At 35.0% G+C, this 19,614-nt stretch carries 17 protein-coding genes and 1 tRNA gene; 6 read left to right on the top strand and 12 right to left on the bottom strand.

The window, feature by feature from the left end:
- Positions 1 to 108 precede the first annotated feature (108 nt).
- Positions 109 to 1,149 (bottom strand): Gfo/Idh/MocA family oxidoreductase, encoded by a 1,041-nt coding sequence (locus BMZ76_RS03865; protein ID WP_091203396.1) that lies wholly within the window; start codon positions 1,147 to 1,149, stop codon positions 109 to 111.
- A 155-nt stretch (positions 1,150 to 1,304) separates the two neighbouring features.
- Complete coding sequence (locus BMZ76_RS03860) at positions 1,305 to 2,372, bottom strand: NADH:flavin oxidoreductase/NADH oxidase (RefSeq protein ID WP_091203395.1); 1,068 nt, start codon at positions 2,370 to 2,372, stop codon at positions 1,305 to 1,307.
- Between the two features lie 190 nt (positions 2,373 to 2,562).
- On the opposite strand from BMZ76_RS03860, the gene rseP reads away from it, so the two are divergent.
- Positions 2,563 to 3,903 (top strand): RIP metalloprotease RseP, encoded by a 1,341-nt coding sequence (gene rseP, locus BMZ76_RS03855; RefSeq protein WP_091203394.1) that lies wholly within the window; start codon positions 2,563 to 2,565, stop codon positions 3,901 to 3,903.
- Positions 3,904 to 4,041: 138 nt separating this feature from the next.
- A tRNA-Asn gene (locus BMZ76_RS03850) sits at positions 4,042 to 4,115 on the top strand.
- Between the two features lie 389 nt (positions 4,116 to 4,504).
- On the opposite strand, the gene BMZ76_RS03845 is transcribed toward BMZ76_RS03850, so the two are convergent.
- The gene (locus BMZ76_RS03845; RefSeq protein ID WP_091203393.1) at positions 4,505 to 4,924 is read right to left on the bottom strand and encodes a DUF2452 domain-containing protein; all 420 of its coding nucleotides are present in this window, start codon (positions 4,922 to 4,924) and stop codon (positions 4,505 to 4,507) included.
- Positions 4,925 to 5,424: 500 nt separating this feature from the next.
- Between BMZ76_RS03845 and BMZ76_RS03840 the strand changes: the two genes are divergently transcribed.
- Both BMZ76_RS03840 and BMZ76_RS03835 read left to right on the top strand, forming a co-directional pair.
- On the top strand, positions 5,425 to 6,549 hold the full coding sequence (locus BMZ76_RS03840) for a PQQ-dependent sugar dehydrogenase (RefSeq protein ID WP_091203392.1): 1,125 nt from the start codon (positions 5,425 to 5,427) through the stop codon (positions 6,547 to 6,549).
- A gap of 3 nt (positions 6,550 to 6,552) precedes the next feature.
- A complete protein-coding gene (locus BMZ76_RS03835; RefSeq protein ID WP_091203391.1) occupies positions 6,553 to 6,996 on the top strand; it encodes a c-type cytochrome in 444 nt (147 codons plus the stop codon).
- Positions 6,997 to 7,018: 22 nt separating this feature from the next.
- Here the strand turns inward: BMZ76_RS03835 and BMZ76_RS03830 are convergent, their stop codons facing one another.
- On the bottom strand, positions 7,019 to 9,097 hold the full coding sequence (locus BMZ76_RS03830; protein WP_091203390.1) for a TonB-dependent receptor family protein: 2,079 nt from the start codon (positions 9,095 to 9,097) through the stop codon (positions 7,019 to 7,021).
- A gap of 329 nt (positions 9,098 to 9,426) precedes the next feature.
- Between BMZ76_RS03830 and BMZ76_RS03825 the strand changes: the two genes are divergently transcribed.
- Both BMZ76_RS03825 and BMZ76_RS03820 read left to right on the top strand, forming a co-directional pair.
- Positions 9,427 to 10,455, top strand: a complete 1,029-nt coding sequence (locus tag BMZ76_RS03825) for a hypothetical protein (protein WP_091203389.1) — start codon at positions 9,427 to 9,429, stop codon at positions 10,453 to 10,455.
- Between the two features lie 14 nt (positions 10,456 to 10,469).
- Positions 10,470 to 11,318 (top strand): polysaccharide deacetylase family protein, encoded by an 849-nt coding sequence (locus tag BMZ76_RS03820; RefSeq protein WP_091203388.1) that lies wholly within the window; start codon positions 10,470 to 10,472, stop codon positions 11,316 to 11,318.
- Positions 11,319 to 11,532: 214 nt separating this feature from the next.
- Here BMZ76_RS03820 and BMZ76_RS03815 read toward each other — a convergent pair whose 3' ends face one another.
- The 8 genes from BMZ76_RS03815 to BMZ76_RS03780 form a co-directional block, all read right to left on the bottom strand.
- Entirely contained in the window at positions 11,533 to 12,750 is a 1,218-nt protein-coding gene (locus BMZ76_RS03815) for a murein hydrolase activator EnvC family protein (protein ID WP_244281743.1), read from the bottom strand.
- A 59-nt stretch (positions 12,751 to 12,809) separates the two neighbouring features.
- Positions 12,810 to 13,595, bottom strand: a complete 786-nt coding sequence (locus BMZ76_RS03810; protein WP_091203386.1) for a lipoprotein insertase outer membrane protein LolB1 — start codon at positions 13,593 to 13,595, stop codon at positions 12,810 to 12,812.
- Positions 13,592 to 14,944: a tetratricopeptide repeat protein gene (locus BMZ76_RS03805; RefSeq protein WP_091203385.1), complete on the bottom strand. Its 1,353-nt coding sequence runs from the start codon at positions 14,942 to 14,944 to the stop codon at positions 13,592 to 13,594. Before BMZ76_RS03805 ends, BMZ76_RS03810 begins: the two co-directional genes overlap by 4 nt.
- A 51-nt stretch (positions 14,945 to 14,995) precedes the next feature.
- Positions 14,996 to 16,006, bottom strand: a complete 1,011-nt coding sequence (locus tag BMZ76_RS03800; protein WP_091203384.1) for a sugar phosphate nucleotidyltransferase — start codon at positions 16,004 to 16,006, stop codon at positions 14,996 to 14,998.
- A gap of 206 nt (positions 16,007 to 16,212) precedes the next feature.
- A complete protein-coding gene (gene dut / locus BMZ76_RS03795; RefSeq protein ID WP_091203383.1) occupies positions 16,213 to 16,647 on the bottom strand; it encodes a dUTP diphosphatase in 435 nt (144 codons plus the stop codon).
- A 204-nt stretch (positions 16,648 to 16,851) separates the two neighbouring features.
- Entirely contained in the window at positions 16,852 to 18,318 is a 1,467-nt protein-coding gene (locus tag BMZ76_RS03790; RefSeq protein WP_091203517.1) for a lipopolysaccharide biosynthesis protein, read from the bottom strand.
- A gap of 119 nt (positions 18,319 to 18,437) precedes the next feature.
- The gene (locus BMZ76_RS03785; RefSeq protein ID WP_143071050.1) at positions 18,438 to 18,899 is read right to left on the bottom strand and encodes a hypothetical protein; all 462 of its coding nucleotides are present in this window, start codon (positions 18,897 to 18,899) and stop codon (positions 18,438 to 18,440) included.
- 10 nt (positions 18,900 to 18,909) lie between these two features.
- On the bottom strand, positions 18,910 to 19,353 hold the full coding sequence (locus BMZ76_RS03780) for a GNAT family N-acetyltransferase (RefSeq protein WP_091203381.1): 444 nt from the start codon (positions 19,351 to 19,353) through the stop codon (positions 18,910 to 18,912).
- Between the last annotated feature and the right edge of the window lie 261 nt (positions 19,354 to 19,614).

The raw sequence follows: 19,614 nt of genomic DNA, 5'->3' as shown, positions 1-19,614 counted from the left end.
AACAACACATTTGAGGAAAAATACAACGTTATTGTTCATAAAAAGTAATTACCACGAATTCGCTAATTTTTTAGACTTTTTTAAAAATAAGCGAATTCGCGGTAGATTTTATAGGTCAATTACTTTTTTCTGCACACTGCTTTGGATTGCAGCTTCAATAATTTGCATTACATGCAGACCATCTTGAGCCGTCACCGGTTCGGTTAAGTCATTTACAATCGAATGATAAATTCCGTCAAAAAAATCATAATAATTCCCTTGAAGTGTGGATATAATTTCCTGAATAATTTCTCCATTAATTTCAGTGTGCAAAAGTCCCCGTCTTTCAATGGATTCCGTTCCCCACGTTTCTAAATTTGGTTTATTTCCTACTTTCAATTCGTCTTCCTGTACATCACCACGCGGTTTTAGGAAAGAACCTTTTTTTCCATGAATAACATACGCCGGAATGGCTTCGCGCACAAAAAATCCAGCTTTGAGTCGGACACGAAAATTGGAATAATACAGTAAAATATCAATGTAATCATCTACTAAAGAATGTTCCCGCGTGATGCGAATATCCGCAAAAACTGATTGTGGTAAACCAAATAAACACAACGCCTGATCAATTAAATGAGGCCCTAAATCCTTTAGAATGCCTGCACCAGAATTGGCGGTTTCTTTGTGTTGCTTTGGACTTAAAATAGGATTATAGCGGTCAAAATGGAATTCGGCTTCCACGATGTCACCCAATACTTTGTCTGAAATAATTTTCTGTACGGTTTTGAAATCGCTGTCCCATCTTCTGTTTTGGAAAACGGCGAGCTTTAGCCCTTTTTCTTTGGCGATAGCTGCTAATTCCTGCGCTTGGGCAACAGTAGTAGTAAATGCTTTTTCGACTATGGCATGTTTTCCGGCCAAAAGAACCTCTTTTGCATATTCATAATGCGTTTCCACCGGAGTGTTTACGATGACTAAATCTACATCATCTTGCAATACTTCCTCTATTGACGTGTAGCTTTTTAACGCAGGAAAATCCTGGTGGATTAATTTTTTACTTCGTTCCCAAGAACCAAGAAGTTCAAATCCCGTGTGAAAATTTAAAAAAGGAGCATGAAATACTTTTCCGGACATGCCGTAAGAGAGCAATGCTGTTTTTATTTTTTGCATATCGTATTTTTCAAATTAGTAACGTGTGTGTTTTAAACAAATAAATCATATAAGTTTACAGAAGAACTGGGTGAAATGGCTAACTCTGAAATTTTACCTCTGAAATTCACTCCCAATAATTAGTGCCAATTCGTGAAATTCGTGATTAGATTTTATTAAATTTTAGCTCTTTCGTATTGTTCTGGCCATTGAATATCCGCGTTTAAATCATGGGCGAATGTCAATCCCAGATTCGGATTTCTAAGGGATTCTCTGGCGAATAACACTAAATCTGCTTTTCCTGTAGCTACAATTTTTTCAGCTTGAACGGCATCCGTAATTAAACCTACGGCGCCAGTTAGGATTCCGGTTTCATTTTTAATGCTTTCCGCAAAAGGAACTTGGTAATTTGGACCCAACGGAATTTGTTGGTGCGAGACTAATCCTCCTGAAGAAACATCGATTAAATCGACTCCTTTTTCTTTTAATATTTTCGAAAGCTGTACCGATTCCTCTAAGTTCCAGCCGCCTTCTGCCCAGTCTGTCGCGGAAATCCTAACGAATAAAGGCAAATTGTCCGGCCATTCTGATTGAACGGATTCGACTACTTCGAGAGTCAAACGGATTCGGTTTTCGAAAGTTCCGCCATACGCATCGGTTCTAAAATTAGATAATGGCGAAAGAAACTGATGCAACAAATACCCGTGCGCCGCATGGATTTCCAATACTTGAAAACCCGCCTCAACGGCTCTTTTTGTAGCTAATTGAAAGTCGCAAACTACTTTTTGAATTCCCGTTTTATCTAATGCAACAGGTGATTTTTCATTGTCATGATAGGCCACAGCACTTGGCGCTACGGTATCCCAACCGCCTTGTGTTGCGTCTAGTTTTCGGCTTCCGTTCCAAGGTGATGCGGCACTTGCTTTTCTTCCGGCATGCGCCAATTGGATTCCGGGAACCGATTTCTGACTGATAATAAATTGATTAATCTGCTGCATTTTTTCGATTTGCTCGTTTTTCCAGAGTCCCAAATCCTCGGGAGAAATTCGGCCTTCGGGAGAAACTGAAGTCGCTTCCTGAATGATTAGTCCCGCACCACCACTGGCACGGCTTCCCAGATGTACGAGATGCCAATCATTGGCAAAACCATCTTGAGCAGAATATTGGCACATCGGTGAAATTGTAATTCTATTTTTTAGAGTGATGCTTTTTATTTGAAGAGGAGAAAATAATTTTGACGACATATCCTTATTTTAAAAGTGAAAGAAACAAGAAATACTCATTTCAAAAAAGTAAAGTTAAGATTCACAAATCAAACTTAGAATTCAATTTCCATTAATTAACAAACATTTAAAATGGTATGGAACAATTATTGTAAAATAAACAAATAGAAAACCTTACTTTTGTGAGTTATAAAAGAACTAAAATTAAAAAATGGACATAGTTATCAAGCTTTCTCAATTTTTATTGAGCTTATCATTACTGATTATACTTCACGAATTAGGACATTTCATTCCTGCTAAATTGTTTAAAACCAGAGTCGAAAAATTCTATTTGTTTTTTGATGTTAAATACTCCCTTATAAAAAAGAAAATTGGCGAAACTGAATACGGTATCGGATGGTTGCCTTTGGGCGGTTATGTGAAAATTTCGGGAATGATTGACGAGAGTATGGACAAGGAACAAATGGCTTTGCCACCGCAACCATGGGAATTTCGTTCAAAACCCGCTTGGCAACGTTTGATTATTATGTTGGGAGGCGTTACCGTAAATTTTATTTTGGCTTTCATTATATATATCGGAATGGCATTTGCTTATGGCGATACCTACATTGCTAATGAGGATTTGAAAGATGGATTGAACATTGAAAGTCAAGCCATGATGAAAGCTGGTTTCAAAACGGGAGATAAAATAATATCAATTGATGATGAAAAGCTTGAAAAAATTGACAATGACTTAAACATGAACCTTGTGATGTCAAAAAGAGTATTAATCGATAGAAATGGTGTTCAAAAAGAAATAACCATGCCAATTGATTTTGCTGATCAAAGAAAAGAAGAAGGTGTTCCTCCGGCTTCAATGAGAATACCATTTTATATAAATGAAATTCCAGCGGAATCCACTAATAAAAATTTAAAAGCACATGACCTACTTTTAGCTTTGGATGGACAAGAAGCCAAATATATGGATCAAGTCAAAAAGATTTTGTTAAATAATAAAAACAAAACTATTACTGCTACCATTATTAGAAACCAAAAAGAACAGCAAATACAAGTTGTTGTATCCAAAGATGGCAAGCTAGGTGTACAACTTGGCGAATTAGAGGCCTCATTATTAGCTAAATTAGGATATTACAAAATAACAGAAAAAAAATATTCTCTTACTGAATCCATCCCGGTCGGTCTAAAAAGGGGTAAAGACAAATTATTTGGTTACGGAAAACAACTCAAAATGATTTTCAATCCAGAAACTAAAGCCTACAAGCAAGTAGGAGGATTTCATGCTATTTATAATGTTTTCCCTAATACTTGGAGCTGGGAAGTTTTCTGGAACATCACCGCTTTATTATCCATAATGCTTGGTGTAATGAACTTATTGCCTATTCCGGCACTTGATGGTGGACACGTTATGTTTTTATTATATGAAATCATCAGCGGTAAAAAACCAAGTGACAAATTCCTAGAGAATGCGCAAATGGTTGGTTTCGTATTACTTATAACACTGTTATTATTTGCTAACGGAAATGATATATACAAGGCAATTGTAGGGAAGTAAAAAAAAATAAAAAAAGTTTGATTTTTATTTGCACAAACCAAATGATAGCCTATCTTTGCACCGCTTTACAAGTGAAACACACTTCACAAATAAGCATATAAAAACGTTCATTCATTACAAGAATAAAAACATACAGTTTCCTTCTTAGCTCAGTTGGTTAGAGCATCTGACTGTTAATCAGAGGGTCCTTGGTTCGAGCCCAAGAGAGGGAGCTTTTTAAAAAGACTTTACAGTGATGTAAGGTCTTTTTTGTTTTAAAGCGGTAGTGAAAGCTGGACTTCACGATGTTTTATTGAAAAATGGAAATTTCGTCATTTGACAACTTTGACCGGTTTTTTGATAAAAAAAGGTACCCATTGCGGTACCCATCTAAAATCTCGAGGTACCCATTTTAGAATTCCGAATTGTTATGCCAATTGTTTAACTCAAAATCAATTGGAAACATGCACAAAGAAAAAATCACAATTCTGTTTGTTATCAGTCCGACTAAAATCAATGAAAAGGGATTATGCTCTCTTAGATAGTACACTTCAGTAAATCAATTCTGGGTTTAGAAATATAAATAAACGCTATATCCCCAAATGATCTCGGTTATTTTAATTTAATAGAGATGGGAATCTTGTGCATTCAGGAGAATCCATTTTTTATCACTGTTGAGTTTAAAGGTGCCAATATGTTCCTTGTTCCATTCATCAGGTCCTATTAAAGAAAGAAAATTTACCCCTGTGGCATCTCTGTACAAATGATAAATTTCACCAATAACGGGTTCAAATGAAAATTTAGCGCTGTACACTAATTCATTCCATTCGTATTCTTGCATCAACTTTTGATATTGCAGCTTCAGTTCGTTAAACTTATTTCCAAGCTCTTTATTCACATTGTCAATCCCTCTACTTTTCCAAGAAACCACATCATCAACCCTGATTACCGGGGCTCCAACATTTGTAGCGTAAGGCAATACGTTCGCATTAAAACCTTTTTCGACTGAATATACAACATTATCTGGTTTTTTATTTTTCATCAAATTTTAATTTATTTTTTCCAATTAATTCCGAGGAATCAATCAGTAACATTTCATCTATAATTTTTAAAATGAGTTTAAAATGCTTGTTCTTGCAATACTTTTTTATATCTACCAATATTCGGTTGAAAGCAAAAGTGGATTTACAAATTTCAAAACGTACATTTTAAAAGCTATTTTGTTTAATGATATTGATGCAAAGTTAAACAAATAATTTAAATCGGTAGTAAAATAAAGCTTTGAAGGGCAATATTAATTTTGTTTCAACTTCTTATTCCAAAATTAATAAAATATTTAATTTCAATGTGTCGTAAAAAAGTATTTAATATTTAGATTTGGAAGATTATAAAAAACTATTTGAATTCTGACATCAAAAACAGGACTTCAATAATTATGTTTTGTTAATTCTAAGCAAAAATATACACCTTTTTAAATTTTTAAATCCTCTTTTACTATCTTTAAAAGATTTATTTATTTTAAAATGCCCAAAAATAAAACTCATGAAAAAAATCAAATTAGTTTCACTTTCAATGATATCATTCCTTTCTTTCAGTTGCGATGCGCAAGTCAAATCCAATGACATCCCCATTAAAGACGAAGTAAAAAATTACACGCTCGAAACCGTAGTTTCAGATATTGCTATTCCCTGGGGAATGACTTGGTTGCCAGACGGCAGCATGTTAGTTACTGAAAAAAGCGGTATTTTATATCAAGTCAAAAACGGTACAAAAACCGAAATCAAAAATGTTCCTAAAGTATATTCTCGTGGACAAGGCGGATTGTTAGACATCGTACTGCATCCTGATTATGCTAAAAATGGCTGGATTTATATGACGTATGCTTCCGATGAAGGGGAAGGAACTGGCGGTCACACAAAACTCATTCGAGCAAAATTATTGGACGGAAGTCTGACACAAATTGAATCGCTTTACAAAGCCACTCCCAACACTACAAAAGGGCAGCATTTTGGTTCCCGAATTGTATTTGATGGCGATGGCTATTTATATTTCTCTATTGGAGAGCGCGGCGAACATTTTGTAAATCCGCAAGATATTAAACGCGACGGTGGAAAAATATACCGTTTAAATGATGACGGAAGTATTCCAAAAGACAATCCATTTGTAGGACAGGCTGAAGCAAAAGAAGCGATTTACACCTATGGCAATCGCAACCCGCAAGGAATGGCAAAAAACCCCGTAACAGGAGCAATTTGGGCACATGAACACGGTCCTCAAGGTGGGGATGAAATCAACATTATCAAAAAAGGAGTCAATTATGGATGGCCTGTAGTCACTTATGGCATCGATTATGACGGAACAACCATCAGCAAAGAAAATGAAAAACCAGGCATTGAAAAACCTATTTATTATTGGTTGCCTTCTATCGCTCCTAGCGGAATGACTTTTGTTACCAGCGACAAATATCCGGACTGGAAAGGGCATTTATTGGTTGGTTCTTTAAAATTCCAATATCTTGAATTGCTAAAGTTGAAAGGCAATGAAGTTATCGGCAGACAAAAAATCGCAACCGATATTGGTCGTGTACGTAATGTGGCACAAGGTCCAGATGGCTATATTTATATGGGCGTAGAAGGAAAAGGAATTATTAAAATCATACCTAATTAGACTATGTTTACAACGAAATTATTTTTGGGATTTGGACTATTTGTATTGGGAAGCTTTTTTTTAGAAAACCCATTTTCTCAAAACAACTACATTGACTTGAATACCAAAACCACAGTTGTTTCAAAATTTCAGTCACCGGGAAAAGAAATTTATGCTGATTTTTGCATGCAATGCCATGGTGCAAATGGTAAAGGAGATGGTAAGAACTTCCCTCCTCTTGCCGGTTCTGATTGGTTAAAAACCAAGAGAAATCAAAGTATAGCTGCTGTAAAATTTGGACAAAGTGGCAAAATTGTCGTCAATAAAATAAAGTACAATAGTACCATGCCAGCCATGGGACTTACGGATCAGGAAGTTGCTGATGTGATGAATTACATCATGACTTCTTGGAGTAATAAACAAACCAAAATTGTTACCGAAAAAGAAGTCGCAACCATTAAAAAATAAAATTCGCACTTAGGATTGGTCTCTAAAAAACATACGACACCGAAAAACCACCATAAAAATTGACAGGATTTCCCGGATAAAAATAGCGTGGGGCGGCAGTCCCAAAACCTACAGCATTCGGCAGAATGTTCGCTGCATATTTAGTGTCCAATGCATTATTAACTCCAGCATTCAACTCTGTTTTTAGGATTTTAAGGATCGTAAAAACATACGTCGTTTTAATGTCGAGCAACGAATACCGCTCACTATATTTTGTATTGGAATCGTTCAACGGAATTTTACTTATCGTTCGGAAAGAAGTGTTGACACTAAATCCGTTTTTTGTATTTAGATCCACTCCAAAATTGAATTGTTTTTCGGGAACTCCAGTAAGTTGGTTTCCCGAATAATTCGCACCACCATCCAAAAATTCTTTGAATTTAAAAGTATTCACCGCTCCTGAAAAATAAGGTGTAATTTGAAATTGGGTCAGCTCTAAAAGTTTATAATTTACTAAGAATTCAAATCCCGTATGCGAACTGCTGCCCGCATTAATTCCTACAAATTGATCATTGGCGGTGCGTCGTGCCACCAATAAATTTTCAATTTGTGTGGTATAAAACGTTACTTCTGTATAAACTTTATTTTTAAGCCAATTTCCTTTGAAACCTAGTTCGTAATTCCAACCTATTTCTGGTTTTAAATCGGTATTTATTTGACCTTCGGGAGTCAATGTTTCTGCAACTGAAGGTACCGAAAATCCTTTGCTAACCGACGTAAATATGTTTTTCCCTTTGCTTACTTTATAAGACAAACCAATTCTTGGCGACCAAACATTTCCAAAAGTAAAAGGCATCTTTTGACCCCCAGAATTATTTTCGAAAATATCTTGTAACGAATATTTGGTTGTGTTAAATGCTATTCCGGTTTCCAGATGCAGTTTTTCTGAAATCCAAAGCTCCATTTGTAAAAAGTAGTTGGTGTAATTCCGGTTTTGTTTGACGGCACTAAATTCGTCTCCTTGAATACTGCCTTGACCCGGTTGCGATTTGTACAAATTTTTAAAAAGAGAATACTTGTACTTTTCAGTTGATAATTCGGTGCCAAAACTCAGTTCAAATGGCAAGGAAAACAATTGGTCTTTATAATTTACATTGGAACGAAAACCCGCGGCATTTATTTTTTCATCCAAAATATCAAAAGGTCTGGGTTCGTACGCGTCTTTAAAATTAGAAAAAACACTGGTTTGTAAAGACCATTTCTCGGAAAATTGATGCTCGTATCCTAATCCGAACATAAATTTGTCATACGACTCAAAACCTTGCGCGGCTGCCCAAGTTGCGGCTGCTTTCTCAGGATTATTTTTTAAATCAGTCTCATTGATAGAACTTGGAATAAAAGCTTTCAATCGAGTGAATGTTCCTAAAAATGACAAACTACCATTGGGAACAATTTTTTGTTTGGCGTGCAGGTTAAATGATTTTCTGTTGTAGGAGCTGTTTGTTCTGAATCCGTCACTTTGTAAATCCGTAAAGCTTGTAAATACATTTGTTTGGGAATCGCTGTATCCTGCCGAAAGACGTTGCTGCAACAACCCAAAACTTCCAAAAGTGATTGTTGATTTCCCGAATGATTCCAACGAAGGCGTTTCTCGTGAAAACAATTGGATTACACCGCCCAAACCGGAACCAAAACTAGTGGAATTTGGCCCTTTTATAATTTCAATTTTTTCGATCGCTCCTAAATCAATATCGTCTATTGTGGTTTCGCCTTCACCGGAAGTCAATGGAATCCCATCAAAATAGGCTTTTATTTTATTGGTACCATATTGAGATCGGGCGCCAATACCCCGAATCGTAATCCTGTTGGTATTGAAAGCGCCTTGCTGCATCGTAACGCCAGGGATTTTGTTTAAGACCGGAGTCAGAATAATTCCATCACTTTTATTTATGTCAGCTGTGGTAATCACTGAAACAGAAGAAGCCGTATTTTGAAGTACATTTTTAATTGGCGAACCCTTCAATGTGATTTCTGAAAGGGCAATCGTATCTTTTTTTATTTGTCCAAAAACAGCAGTCGCACTACATAAAAAAAGGAGGAAAAAAGAGGATTTTTTGAACAATTGTTAGAGTATTTGAATGAGTAAAAACGTTTATAAAGTTAGCTATTTATTTTTATTCCTAAAAATCATTTTTAAGCAAGGATTGATTAAAGAAAATTCTCGATTGCATATAAGCGGAACTATATTCTGTTTTTATATTTGATTAAAATAGGTTGTGAAATTATATAAAGCCCTCGTTAAACCGTAAATTATATAAAAAATACCGCTTTATAACACTACTTTACTTGAAAAGACGTTCTTTAAAAATCATACCTTTGTGATTGAAACAAGAATTAAATTATCTTTAAACTTCGATATTCCTTTTAAATAAAAAACAACATTATTTACTTATGAAAAAATTAGCACTTGCATGTATCACACTTCCTTTATTGTTGTTAAGTACTTTATCCTGCGATCGTGGCAAAGCGGCCGATACTGTAAACGGAAAAACGACAACAGAGACTGAAAAAGCGGATTCAATAGAAAAAAAGACCGCTCTTACCATTGACACACTTGATTTCAACAAAAGAATGGTCGCTTTAAGCAACAATGACACCACCGGCAGATGGCCTGTAAAAGCGCCTTATCCTTTACCCGGTGCGTTATTACCATACAATAGAATTATTGCTTATTACGGAAATTTATACTCCACAAGAATGGGAATTTTGGGTGAACTTCCTCGAAAAGAAATGTTGGCAAAATTACAAGGCGAAGTAGCTAAATGGCAGGCAGCTGATTCTAGTGTAAAAACAATTCCCGCTTTGCACTACATTGCTGTTACGGCTCAAGGCGCTCCGGGTAAAAACAACATGCACCGCTTGCGAATGCCTTTTAAACAAATTGACACTGTTATCAGTTGGGCAAAACCCATCAATGCATTAGTATTTTTAGATATCCAGGTAGGTCACAGCACTGTTAAATCAGAAGTAGCGGAACTGGAAAAATATCTTGCCATGCCTAATGTACATCTTGGAATTGATCCTGAATTTTCGATGAAAAACGGAGAACGTCCAGGTTCTAAAATCGGACATTTTACGGCCGCAGATATTAATGACGCCATTACTATTTTGGCAGACATTGTCCGCAAAAATAAACTGACTCCAAAAGTGTTAGTGATACACCGTTTTACACAAGGTATGGTTAAAAACTACAAAGAAATCAAAACCGTACCCGAAGTTCAAATCGTAATGGATATGGATGGTTTTGGAAGTAAGGTATTAAAAAAAGATTCTTACGTCAGTTATATTTATAGAGAACCTGTACAATTTGCCGGTTTTAAATTGTTTTATAAAAATGACAATAAAAACGATTGGAAAATCTATAGTCCTGAAGAATTAGTGAAATTCACTCCAAAACCAATTTACATTCAGTACCAATAATTACTATTTAACTTATGAAAAATATTCTTTATTCCGTTTTCATTGGATTATTTTTATTGGTGGGATGTCAATCAGAAACGCGTAAAATAGTTCCTGAAGTCCCGCTTGTTGCTGCTCCTGCAAAAATTATTGCTCCAAAAAAAGTAGCTGCTGATGCCGCGACCATTCTTTCGAAAAAAGAAGTGCCAATTTTATGTTATCATAACATCAGGGATTTTAGCGCCAGTGCGAGTGGAAACGTGAAAGTATATACCGTAAAACCTCCTGCTTTTGCAGAACAAATGAAAACGTTAGCTGATGCAGGCTACCACACCATCTTGCCGGAACAATTGTATAATTATTTAGTTTTTGATGACCCATTACCTGAAAAGCCAATCATGATTACCTTTGATGATACCAGAGAAGAACAATTTAGTATTGGCGCAGCCGAGATGAAAAAATATGGTTTTAAAGGGGTGTTTTTTATAATGACCGTTTCTATTAACCGTCCCGGATATATGAGCAAAGAGCAAATTAAAAGCTTATCTGACGACGGGCATGTGATAGGCGCACATACTTGGGATCATCACATGGTAACAAAATATACCGGAGACGACTGGAATACACAATTGGTTAAACCAAAAGCAAAACTGGAGGAAATCATAGGGAAACCAGTACCCGATTTTGCCTATCCGTTTGGGTTATGGAATACCGATGCAATCCCAGAAATAAAAAAGAGTGATTATAAAATGGCTTATATTTTATCTACCAAAAGAGATCCTGTTGATCCATTATACACTATCAGACGTATTATAGTTTCGGGGACTTGGTCTACTGAAGGAACAATAAAGGCTATAAATTCTTCTTTTACTAAAGCTGAATAGCACTTTAAACCGATTCTAAATTTGCATTTGTTTTTACAAATTAAATCAATTGTACTAATTATAAATTTACAATATAACCGTTGAAAAGGTTCTTTGCAAAACTTTTTTTTGCTTTAGTTTTAAAGAGTTTCTTAACTAAAATATCGGTCATAAAAAAAGCACTATCGTATTCCAAGGAATATAATAGTGCTTTTTTTATTTAAAATAACTGTCTTTATCTTGGTGACAACCAACCTTCAGGATTGTTGTAAGTTGTATTTTGAAGGATTAAGAATTTAATTACCGTTTTACCCGTTTCCCCATTAGTTCTTACTTTTCCAAGGCTTTGCTTTATACTTACTTTATCTCCTTTGCTAACATTCACGGAACTTAAATTTTGATAGACCGTGAAGTAATCCCCGTGTTGTATCATTACCGCTTTGTTTACTGGTGACAATACAATAACGCTGGTTACTTCTCCTCCAAAAACTGCTCTTGCACTTGCGCCTTTGTCAGTAGTGATTTCTACACCGCTATTGTGCACGGTTATCGTATTAAACAATGGGTGCGTTTGGTTTCCGTATCCTAATGACACATATCCTTTTTCAACTGGATAAGGCAGTCTTCCTCTGTTAGCTCTAAAATTATCTGCAATAATTTTGGCTTCCGGAGTTAATTCAATTTTGGATGATGACACAGCAGCTTTAGAAACCGGGGCATTCGGATTGGCTTTTGCCTTTTCTAAGGCTGCTTTCCTGTTGGCTGCAGCAATAGCTTCCCGAATTAGTTTATTGATTTGCCTGTCAATTTTTTTGTACTCTTGTTGTCTTTTTCTAATTTCTTGGGAAATCTTATTCTTATCTTTTTTGATAACGCTAACCAACTTCAACTGCTCTTTTTTCTCTTTTTCGAGTGACAATCGTTCTTTTTCATTTTCAGCAATCAGTTTTTGTTTTGCTGTTTTTTGTACATCTAGTTTTTGATTAAAATCCGTAAGCTTATTCGACTTCGTTTTTATTTCTTCACCCTGCATTTTTCTATAGCTCGTGTATTGCTTCATATACTGGGCTCTTTTGTAAGCCTGTAAAAAGTTTTCAGACGATAACAAGAACATCGCTCTGCTTTCCGATGAACGGCTTTTATATGATTTCACAATCATCTTAGAATAATCCGCCTTAAGTTCAGTCAATTCTTTTTTCAATTTATTGATTTGAACCTGATTAATATACATGTCATTATTCAGCAATTTGGTTTGCTTTTCAGTGGTGTTTATTAATTTTTCTTTCAGCTTTATTTTAGTGCTTTGAATAATCACTACGTTAACAGCAGATTTTTCTTTTTTCTTTACAGATTGTAATAACTTTTCATTTTCTCGAATTTCTTTTTGAATTTGAGCTTTACGTTCTTCTAATTTTTCTTGTTGAGATTCCTGACTCCACAGTAATGAAGTCATACAGATAAAAATTAGGCTTAGGAGAAATTTTGGCATATTGAAAAAATATTTTTGCTAATTTACTTAATTATAATTCTTTTGTACCCATTTGGAACACTATAAGGAAAAGAAAGTTCTTCATTGAAAGTTACTGAGTTGTATTCCAGATTAATTTCGGTATTTCCTTTCTTCTGAAATGTATTAATTAAAACGCTTGTTGGCAATGTAGCCTGATTGTATACTTTGTTGTTAGCATACGCTACTTTGATCATTCGCTCTTCAGCAGTTTGCGTGATTTCTTGTTTTTGAACCAAGAATTTATCGGCATCCAAAAAGAATGATTTTTTAGTATTTTTATTTGATGTATCATCCAATCGATACGTTTGTTCCAATAATGATTCTAAATATTTTCCTTTTGTCAAATCATCAATGGCCTGGCCTAATAACATGTTCTGGATTTTATTATAATCTAAATCCGTTCCAAGCCATTGGCTTAAACTACTGAAATCGCCATCAAAATATTTCCCATTTATCTTTTCGTAATAGCTTACTGTATTGGGAGTGATTAATGCTTTTGCCATTGTAATTCCCAGAAAACGTATGCTTACCAAGATCTGTTCATCTTTCTTGATTTTGATTTCAGCGGTAACATTTTGCGTTTGTTTGTCATCAGCATAACGGGCGTTTGACTTTATATATAATGTAGAAAATTCGTTTTTATTGTTGTAATGATTTTCTATTATTTTTTTGGCCGACATATATCCTGCCTCCACAACAGGCTCATTACTTGCTGCAATGGCAATGGCTTTCGATTTGCACGAAACCATAAGAACAGTAAGTAGTACTAGTATTGAAATTTTTTTCATTGTTTTTTTTCTTTTAATAATTGATTGGCTTTAGAAAAAAACAAGTCTTTTTTCTTGAAATCTCCTAAACCGTTGTACGCTTCTCCAAGCTGGATATTGAAATTTATTTCCAATTCCTTATTCTCCACTACATAATCCATGCCCATTTCTAATAAATCTTTCGCTTTTTTAAATTGTTGGAGCTGATTGTTAGCCAAACCGGCATAATAATAAAATTGCGGTTGTGTTGGAAAAGTCTCTACCAGCGCCAACGATTTTTTGGCTACTGCATCAAATTGTTTCATCTCTGTATGCGCTTGAAGCAAAAGTAAATTCGTTTCTACAGTATCTCCTATTCCCTTGCTTGTCGATTTTTCATAATAAATAATAGCTTTTTCCCATTGTTTTTTAGCATGGAAAAATTTCCCTACTTCTTTGGCTACATCTACGGAAGAATCATTGTCAAAATAGTTCACAGCTTTCTCTAAATCAGGCGAATATTGCGGATTTTTATCCGTGAAAATCAGAAACTCATTCAGAATTCTGTGTTTTATTTTCGAATCTATTTTGGAACTGGCCAAAACGACATTCATCGCTTTTATCGCTTTTGGTGCGTCATTAGCATCCAAATAATTTTTGAATAAACTAACTTGTGCCCATTCCGAATCTGGAATTGCTTTTTCTAGTTTTTTGACTATTTCAAAAGCTTTTGTTTCTTCATTATTTTTGGAATACAAAAATATTAAACTGATATAATTGAACTCATCTTGTGGATTTTTAACAATTAGATCTTCCAGATTGGTAATCTCCATATTTTGAAATTTACCTACTGATAAAATCTGGCTTTTGTACAATTCCCTTCGGTCTGTTTTTCCATAGGTTTCATTGAGTTCCTGAATCAATGCCAAAGCTTTTTCATACTGATTGGTTCCCATATACAATGAGGTCAAATCTTCTTTGTATTTTGGATCAAATTCAATCAACTTATTGATGACGGTAATACCTTGATTGAAATTTTTAGTTTCGTAACTCACATCATACATTCCTATCCAGAACCATTTGTTTTTAGGGTCGATCTTGGTGGCGTTTTCAAAGTAATTATAGGCACTTTTATACTCTTTTAATGCTAAGTAATTCTTTCCCAATTCATAATAAACAGTTGCATCGTTCGGTTTTATTTTGTTGGCTTTATCCAAAGCTACTATCGCTTTATCATAATTTTCAATTCCTTTCTGAAGCAAGGATTCATAAAAAAGTTCTTGAAATTGATCTGTATCGAGCTTGATTTCTTCGGGCTCCGTTTGCGCCCACAGCAAAGCAGAATTGCATTGCAAAACGAGAAATAAAATTATGAAAGCGCTTTTTTTCATTTTAAATTTAATCCTGCACCATTTTAAAAAGAGGCAGGAATTGTATTTTATTTATTCCAATACCGAATAATCTCCAATACTAATGCTTGTAAAATTCCCATCAAAACTAGCGTAATTTCCAATCATCGCATTGTCCAAATTTGCATTTTTGATATGAGAGTGTGTTTGTACTAAACTGTTTTTTATCGTACTGTTTGAAACATGGCATCCATCACCTAAAGATACATTTGGCCCAACAGTTGCGTTAATCAAAACCACATCCTTTCCGATATAACAAGGCGGGATTATAATAGAATTTTCTAATTTGACATCAAAGTCCACTAAATGTTCGCCATCATTATGCAAGAATCCTAACATTCTGGAGTTTGTTTCAACGGTTACATTTTTATTACCGCAATCCATCCATTCGTCTACTTTACCCGGAACAAATTTCATGCCTTTGGCCATCATTTGCTTGATCCCGTCATTTATTTGATATTCGCCACCGTGGATAATGTTGTTGTCTAATACTAATTGTAATTCGTTTTTTAGCACTGCAACATCTTTAAAATAGTAAATTCCAATTACGGCAAGGTCAGATACAAAAGTTGCCGGTTTCTCCACTAATTCTACTATTTCATTCGCTTCATTCAGTTTTACAACACCAAAAGCTTCTGGCTCGTCTACTTGTTTTACCCAAATCACACTGTCCGCATTTTTATCTAAATCAAAATCGGCACGAATTAACGTATCTGCGTAAGCAATAACTGCAGGTCCGCTCAAAGAATCTTTGGCACACATAATAGCATGACCCGTTCCTAAAGCTTCATTTTGGTAATAAATAGTGCCTTTGGCTCCTAATTTTTGTGCGATAGCGATTAATTCTTCTTCTACTTTTTTGCCAAAACTTTCATGGATGATAAAGGCTACTTCTTCAATATCTTGATTCAATACTCCCGCAATATCCTCCACCAGACGGTGAACGATTGGTTTTCCAGCGACAGGAATTAATGGTTTAGGAATGGTTAATGTATGTGGGCGAAGACGTGAGCCACGACCGGCCATTGGAACAATTATTTTCATTTAATATTTTTTTAACCGCAAAGTTCACGAAGGTTCTCGCAAAGTTCACGAAGGTTTTTATTATTTTTACGTTTGCACGATTTGCAAACTATCGCTTTTGTTCGCCACAGATCACATGGATTAAACGAATTTTTGCAGCATTGTATTTGAAATATATTCTTCACTTCGTTATTTCATAACCGCTAACTGCAACTGAATACCAAAAACTATTTTACTCCCGTACTTCCAAAACCGCCTTCTCCTCGTGACGTTTCTGTTAGCTCTTGTACTTCAATCCACTGCGCACGTTCGTGTTTTGCTATGATTAGTTGAGCGATACGCTCTCCGTTTTCGATAATGAAATCTTCATTGGATAAATTTACTAAAATTACACCAATTTCACCACGATAATCAGCATCTACTGTTCCAGGAGAATTCAGGACCGTAATTCCTTTTTTGGCAGCCAAACCACTTCTCGGACGTACTTGTGCTTCATAACCTATGGGCAATTCAATGAAAAGACCTGTTTTGACAATGGCTCTTCCAAGTGGCTTTAAAATAATAGATTCAGTTAAACTGGCTCGTAAGTCCATTCCTGCAGAGGCTATAGTTTCATAGTTAGGCAAGGCATGTTGTGATTTGTTGATGATGTTTATTGTCATTGTTTTTTTATTTAGAAGAAACAAGTCGCCACTTGTCTGTACATATTGTTGTTTCTTTTTAGTAATAGCCCTGATAGTAGTGGAAATCCTTTTCCTTTTTTCTTTAAAAAGGAAAAAATTACTTCACTATACTTTTATTTTCATTTGAGTTCAGTGAATTTCATTTGCAACGAATAGCAGGAAATAGCTCTTAAAAACTAGATTCTAATTCTTTTTTCGATTCAACATTTTGATTAATAATTCTTTTTCGTTGTGGTATATAAAATAAATAAATACAAGTAATAATGTGATTCCTACGTAATAATTCTCTCTGAAACCATAAAAGGAAACTGCCGAAAATCCTACTGAAATCAATAGATACATGAAAATTTTATTCGTATCGTACGGAATAGGATAATATTTATTCCCGAAATAGTAGGAAATACACATCATGCTTCCATACGCCGCAATCGTGGCAATTGCCGACCCGTAATAACTCATTGTTGGGATCAGTAGGTAATTTAACGCGAGTGTGATTATGGCCCCCACTATAGAAATATAGGCGCCAATATGTGTTTTATCAATCAGTTTGTACCAAACGGAAAGATTAGTATAAATTCCTAAGAAGAAGTTTGCCAAAATAATGAGCGGCACTACTTTCATGGCTTCCCAATAGGACTCATCCTGAATCATAATTACTTTCAGAATATCAGCAAAAACGATGACTGACAGTAATATAAAAGAGCCAAATATCACAAAATATTTGGTGATCGTAGCGTATGTTTGTGGCGCATCCTGACTATCCGAGTGGCTAAAAAAGAAGGGTTCGATTCCTAAAGTATAGGCCGTTCGGTACAAAACCATGAATAATCCAAGTTTGTAGCAGGCGGAATAAACGCCCACTTCGGCATCAGCAATGTCAGGAGGCAATAAGTTTCCCAATAATATTTTGTCAAATTGGTCGTTGATAGCAAATGCTATTCCGGCCACCATAATAGGCATACCGTATTTCATCATTCGTTTCCATAGCGAATAATCAAAATGCCATTTCAATTTAAAGTAATTGGGTGACAACAGTATAAATGTAAGTAAACTGGCAACAATATTGGAAACAAATATATAGCCTATTTGAAAATCTTCCAAGTACAAAGAACGTAAAACACTGTCTGGATTTGACTCTGCAATCGCCGGTAAATAACTCAAAAAGAAAACGTTCAGAAACAGATTGACAGCTACATTTCCTATTTTGATTATCGCATATTTTACAGGTTGCTGATTGACCCTTAATTTAGAGAATGGAACAATCACTAAAGCGTCGAGCACTAAAATCCAAATGGTGTAGCTGATATATTGTTCGTCTATTCTGGACCAAAGAGATAAGGTGTTTCGGAACAATAAGGATACAAACAAAAATGCTAAGGAAGTCCAAAAAATTGAAATCGAGGTGGTTTCTACTACTGAATTCTTGTTGGTTTCCTTGTTGTAAAACCTAAAAAACGCGGTTTCCATACCGTATGCAAGAATGACATTAAAGAAAATCATGTAGGCAAAAATGATGGAAACCTTTCCGTATTCTGCTTTTGGGAGTAAATCCGTATACAATGGCACCAATAAGAAACTGAACATTCGGGGGATGACCGTTGCCAATCCGTAAATGGCAGTCTGTTTAAAAAGATTTTTATATAATCCCAAAATGGTGTTTTTATTAAAATTAAAGTGCCAAAAATAACTAATTCTTTGGTTTAATCCACTGAAGTGAATGTTTGTTTTGAAAGAGAACAATCAATAACAAAAGCTTTTCTATTGCGCAATTACCGCAATGGCTTTTCTGTGAGATTGGTTATTTTAAAGAACTGGGTTTTATTGTCTTTCTTGTATTCCAAAATTGCTTCATTGGGTTTTAAATCAAATTTAGATTTTTGAATTACGGGTGCTTTGTTGCCGTATTCTTTGGCAGGATTACTATCCAAAATTAAATCTTCTTTTTTATTACGTTGATAAAAATGTGCTACAACGGTACTTTTAGTAATTTCTTCAACAGAAGATTCTTGATTGTGAAAATAGATTTTCTCCAATTTGATGTTTGTCGCAAGCGGTTTTTTGAATTCGATATAAAAATGAGTACCGCTGCTTTCGGTTCCGTTTTTCATTTTCTGATAAAAAGCAGACTGGATTTCTTGAGGAAATTCTGTTTGAAGTTCTTGTTTCATGGCACAAAAAGTAAGGCTGATAGCGGTGATCAACAAGAGACTAATTATTTTATATCTTTTCATAATTTTCAATTTAACTTAATCCTTCTTCATTTAAAATCTTAAGAAAGTGAAACCCTTTTGGCACATAACCTTGATTGTAATAAAAGCGATGCGCGGTGAAATTTCCGGTAAAGGCATCTAAAACGATCATGGTACAACCAGTTTCCTTCGCCAAAGCATCTACATAATCCGTCATCATTTTGCCCAATCCTTTGGAACGGTGATCCGGATGCACAATAAAATTATCAATTTCGATGTATTTTCCCGACCAAAGTTTTGTTCCCGACCAAAACCCAGAAACCGCCACACAAATCTCATTTTCAAAAACGGCTACCTGCCTGTAATTATTCGGAATCATCTCCGTAAGATACGATTTGTATTTTTCTACCGTAAATGCGGGGTATAAAAATCGCATTACTTCAATGTTTTCAAGCATTTCTTCTACTGTGCTGAGTTCTCTTAATTGTATTTTCATGGTTGTTTTTCAAAAATGTAAAATTAAAGAAAAAAAGAATGGTTTGGAAGAATAGAAATTATGATTTTTCTGAAAGACATTACGATCCTTATTTTCTAAAGAAAAATGAATTACTTTCTTTTTTTAAATAACCTATCGGAATTCACGGAATTTGGACACGGAATTCCGCGAATTCCAATAACAAGTGTTTGTGTGTTAAAATATATGAGGGTAGTTTTGGCTTTAAGAAAGTGAAAGTCTTTTGGGTAAGACGTTATCTAA

Origin of the sequence: Flavobacterium xueshanense (assembly GCF_900112975.1) — a bacterium.
Classification (GTDB): domain Bacteria; phylum Bacteroidota; class Bacteroidia; order Flavobacteriales; family Flavobacteriaceae; genus Flavobacterium; species Flavobacterium xueshanense.
Note: the sequence above shows the minus strand (reverse complement) of the source record. Positions and strands in the feature narration are given on the sequence as shown.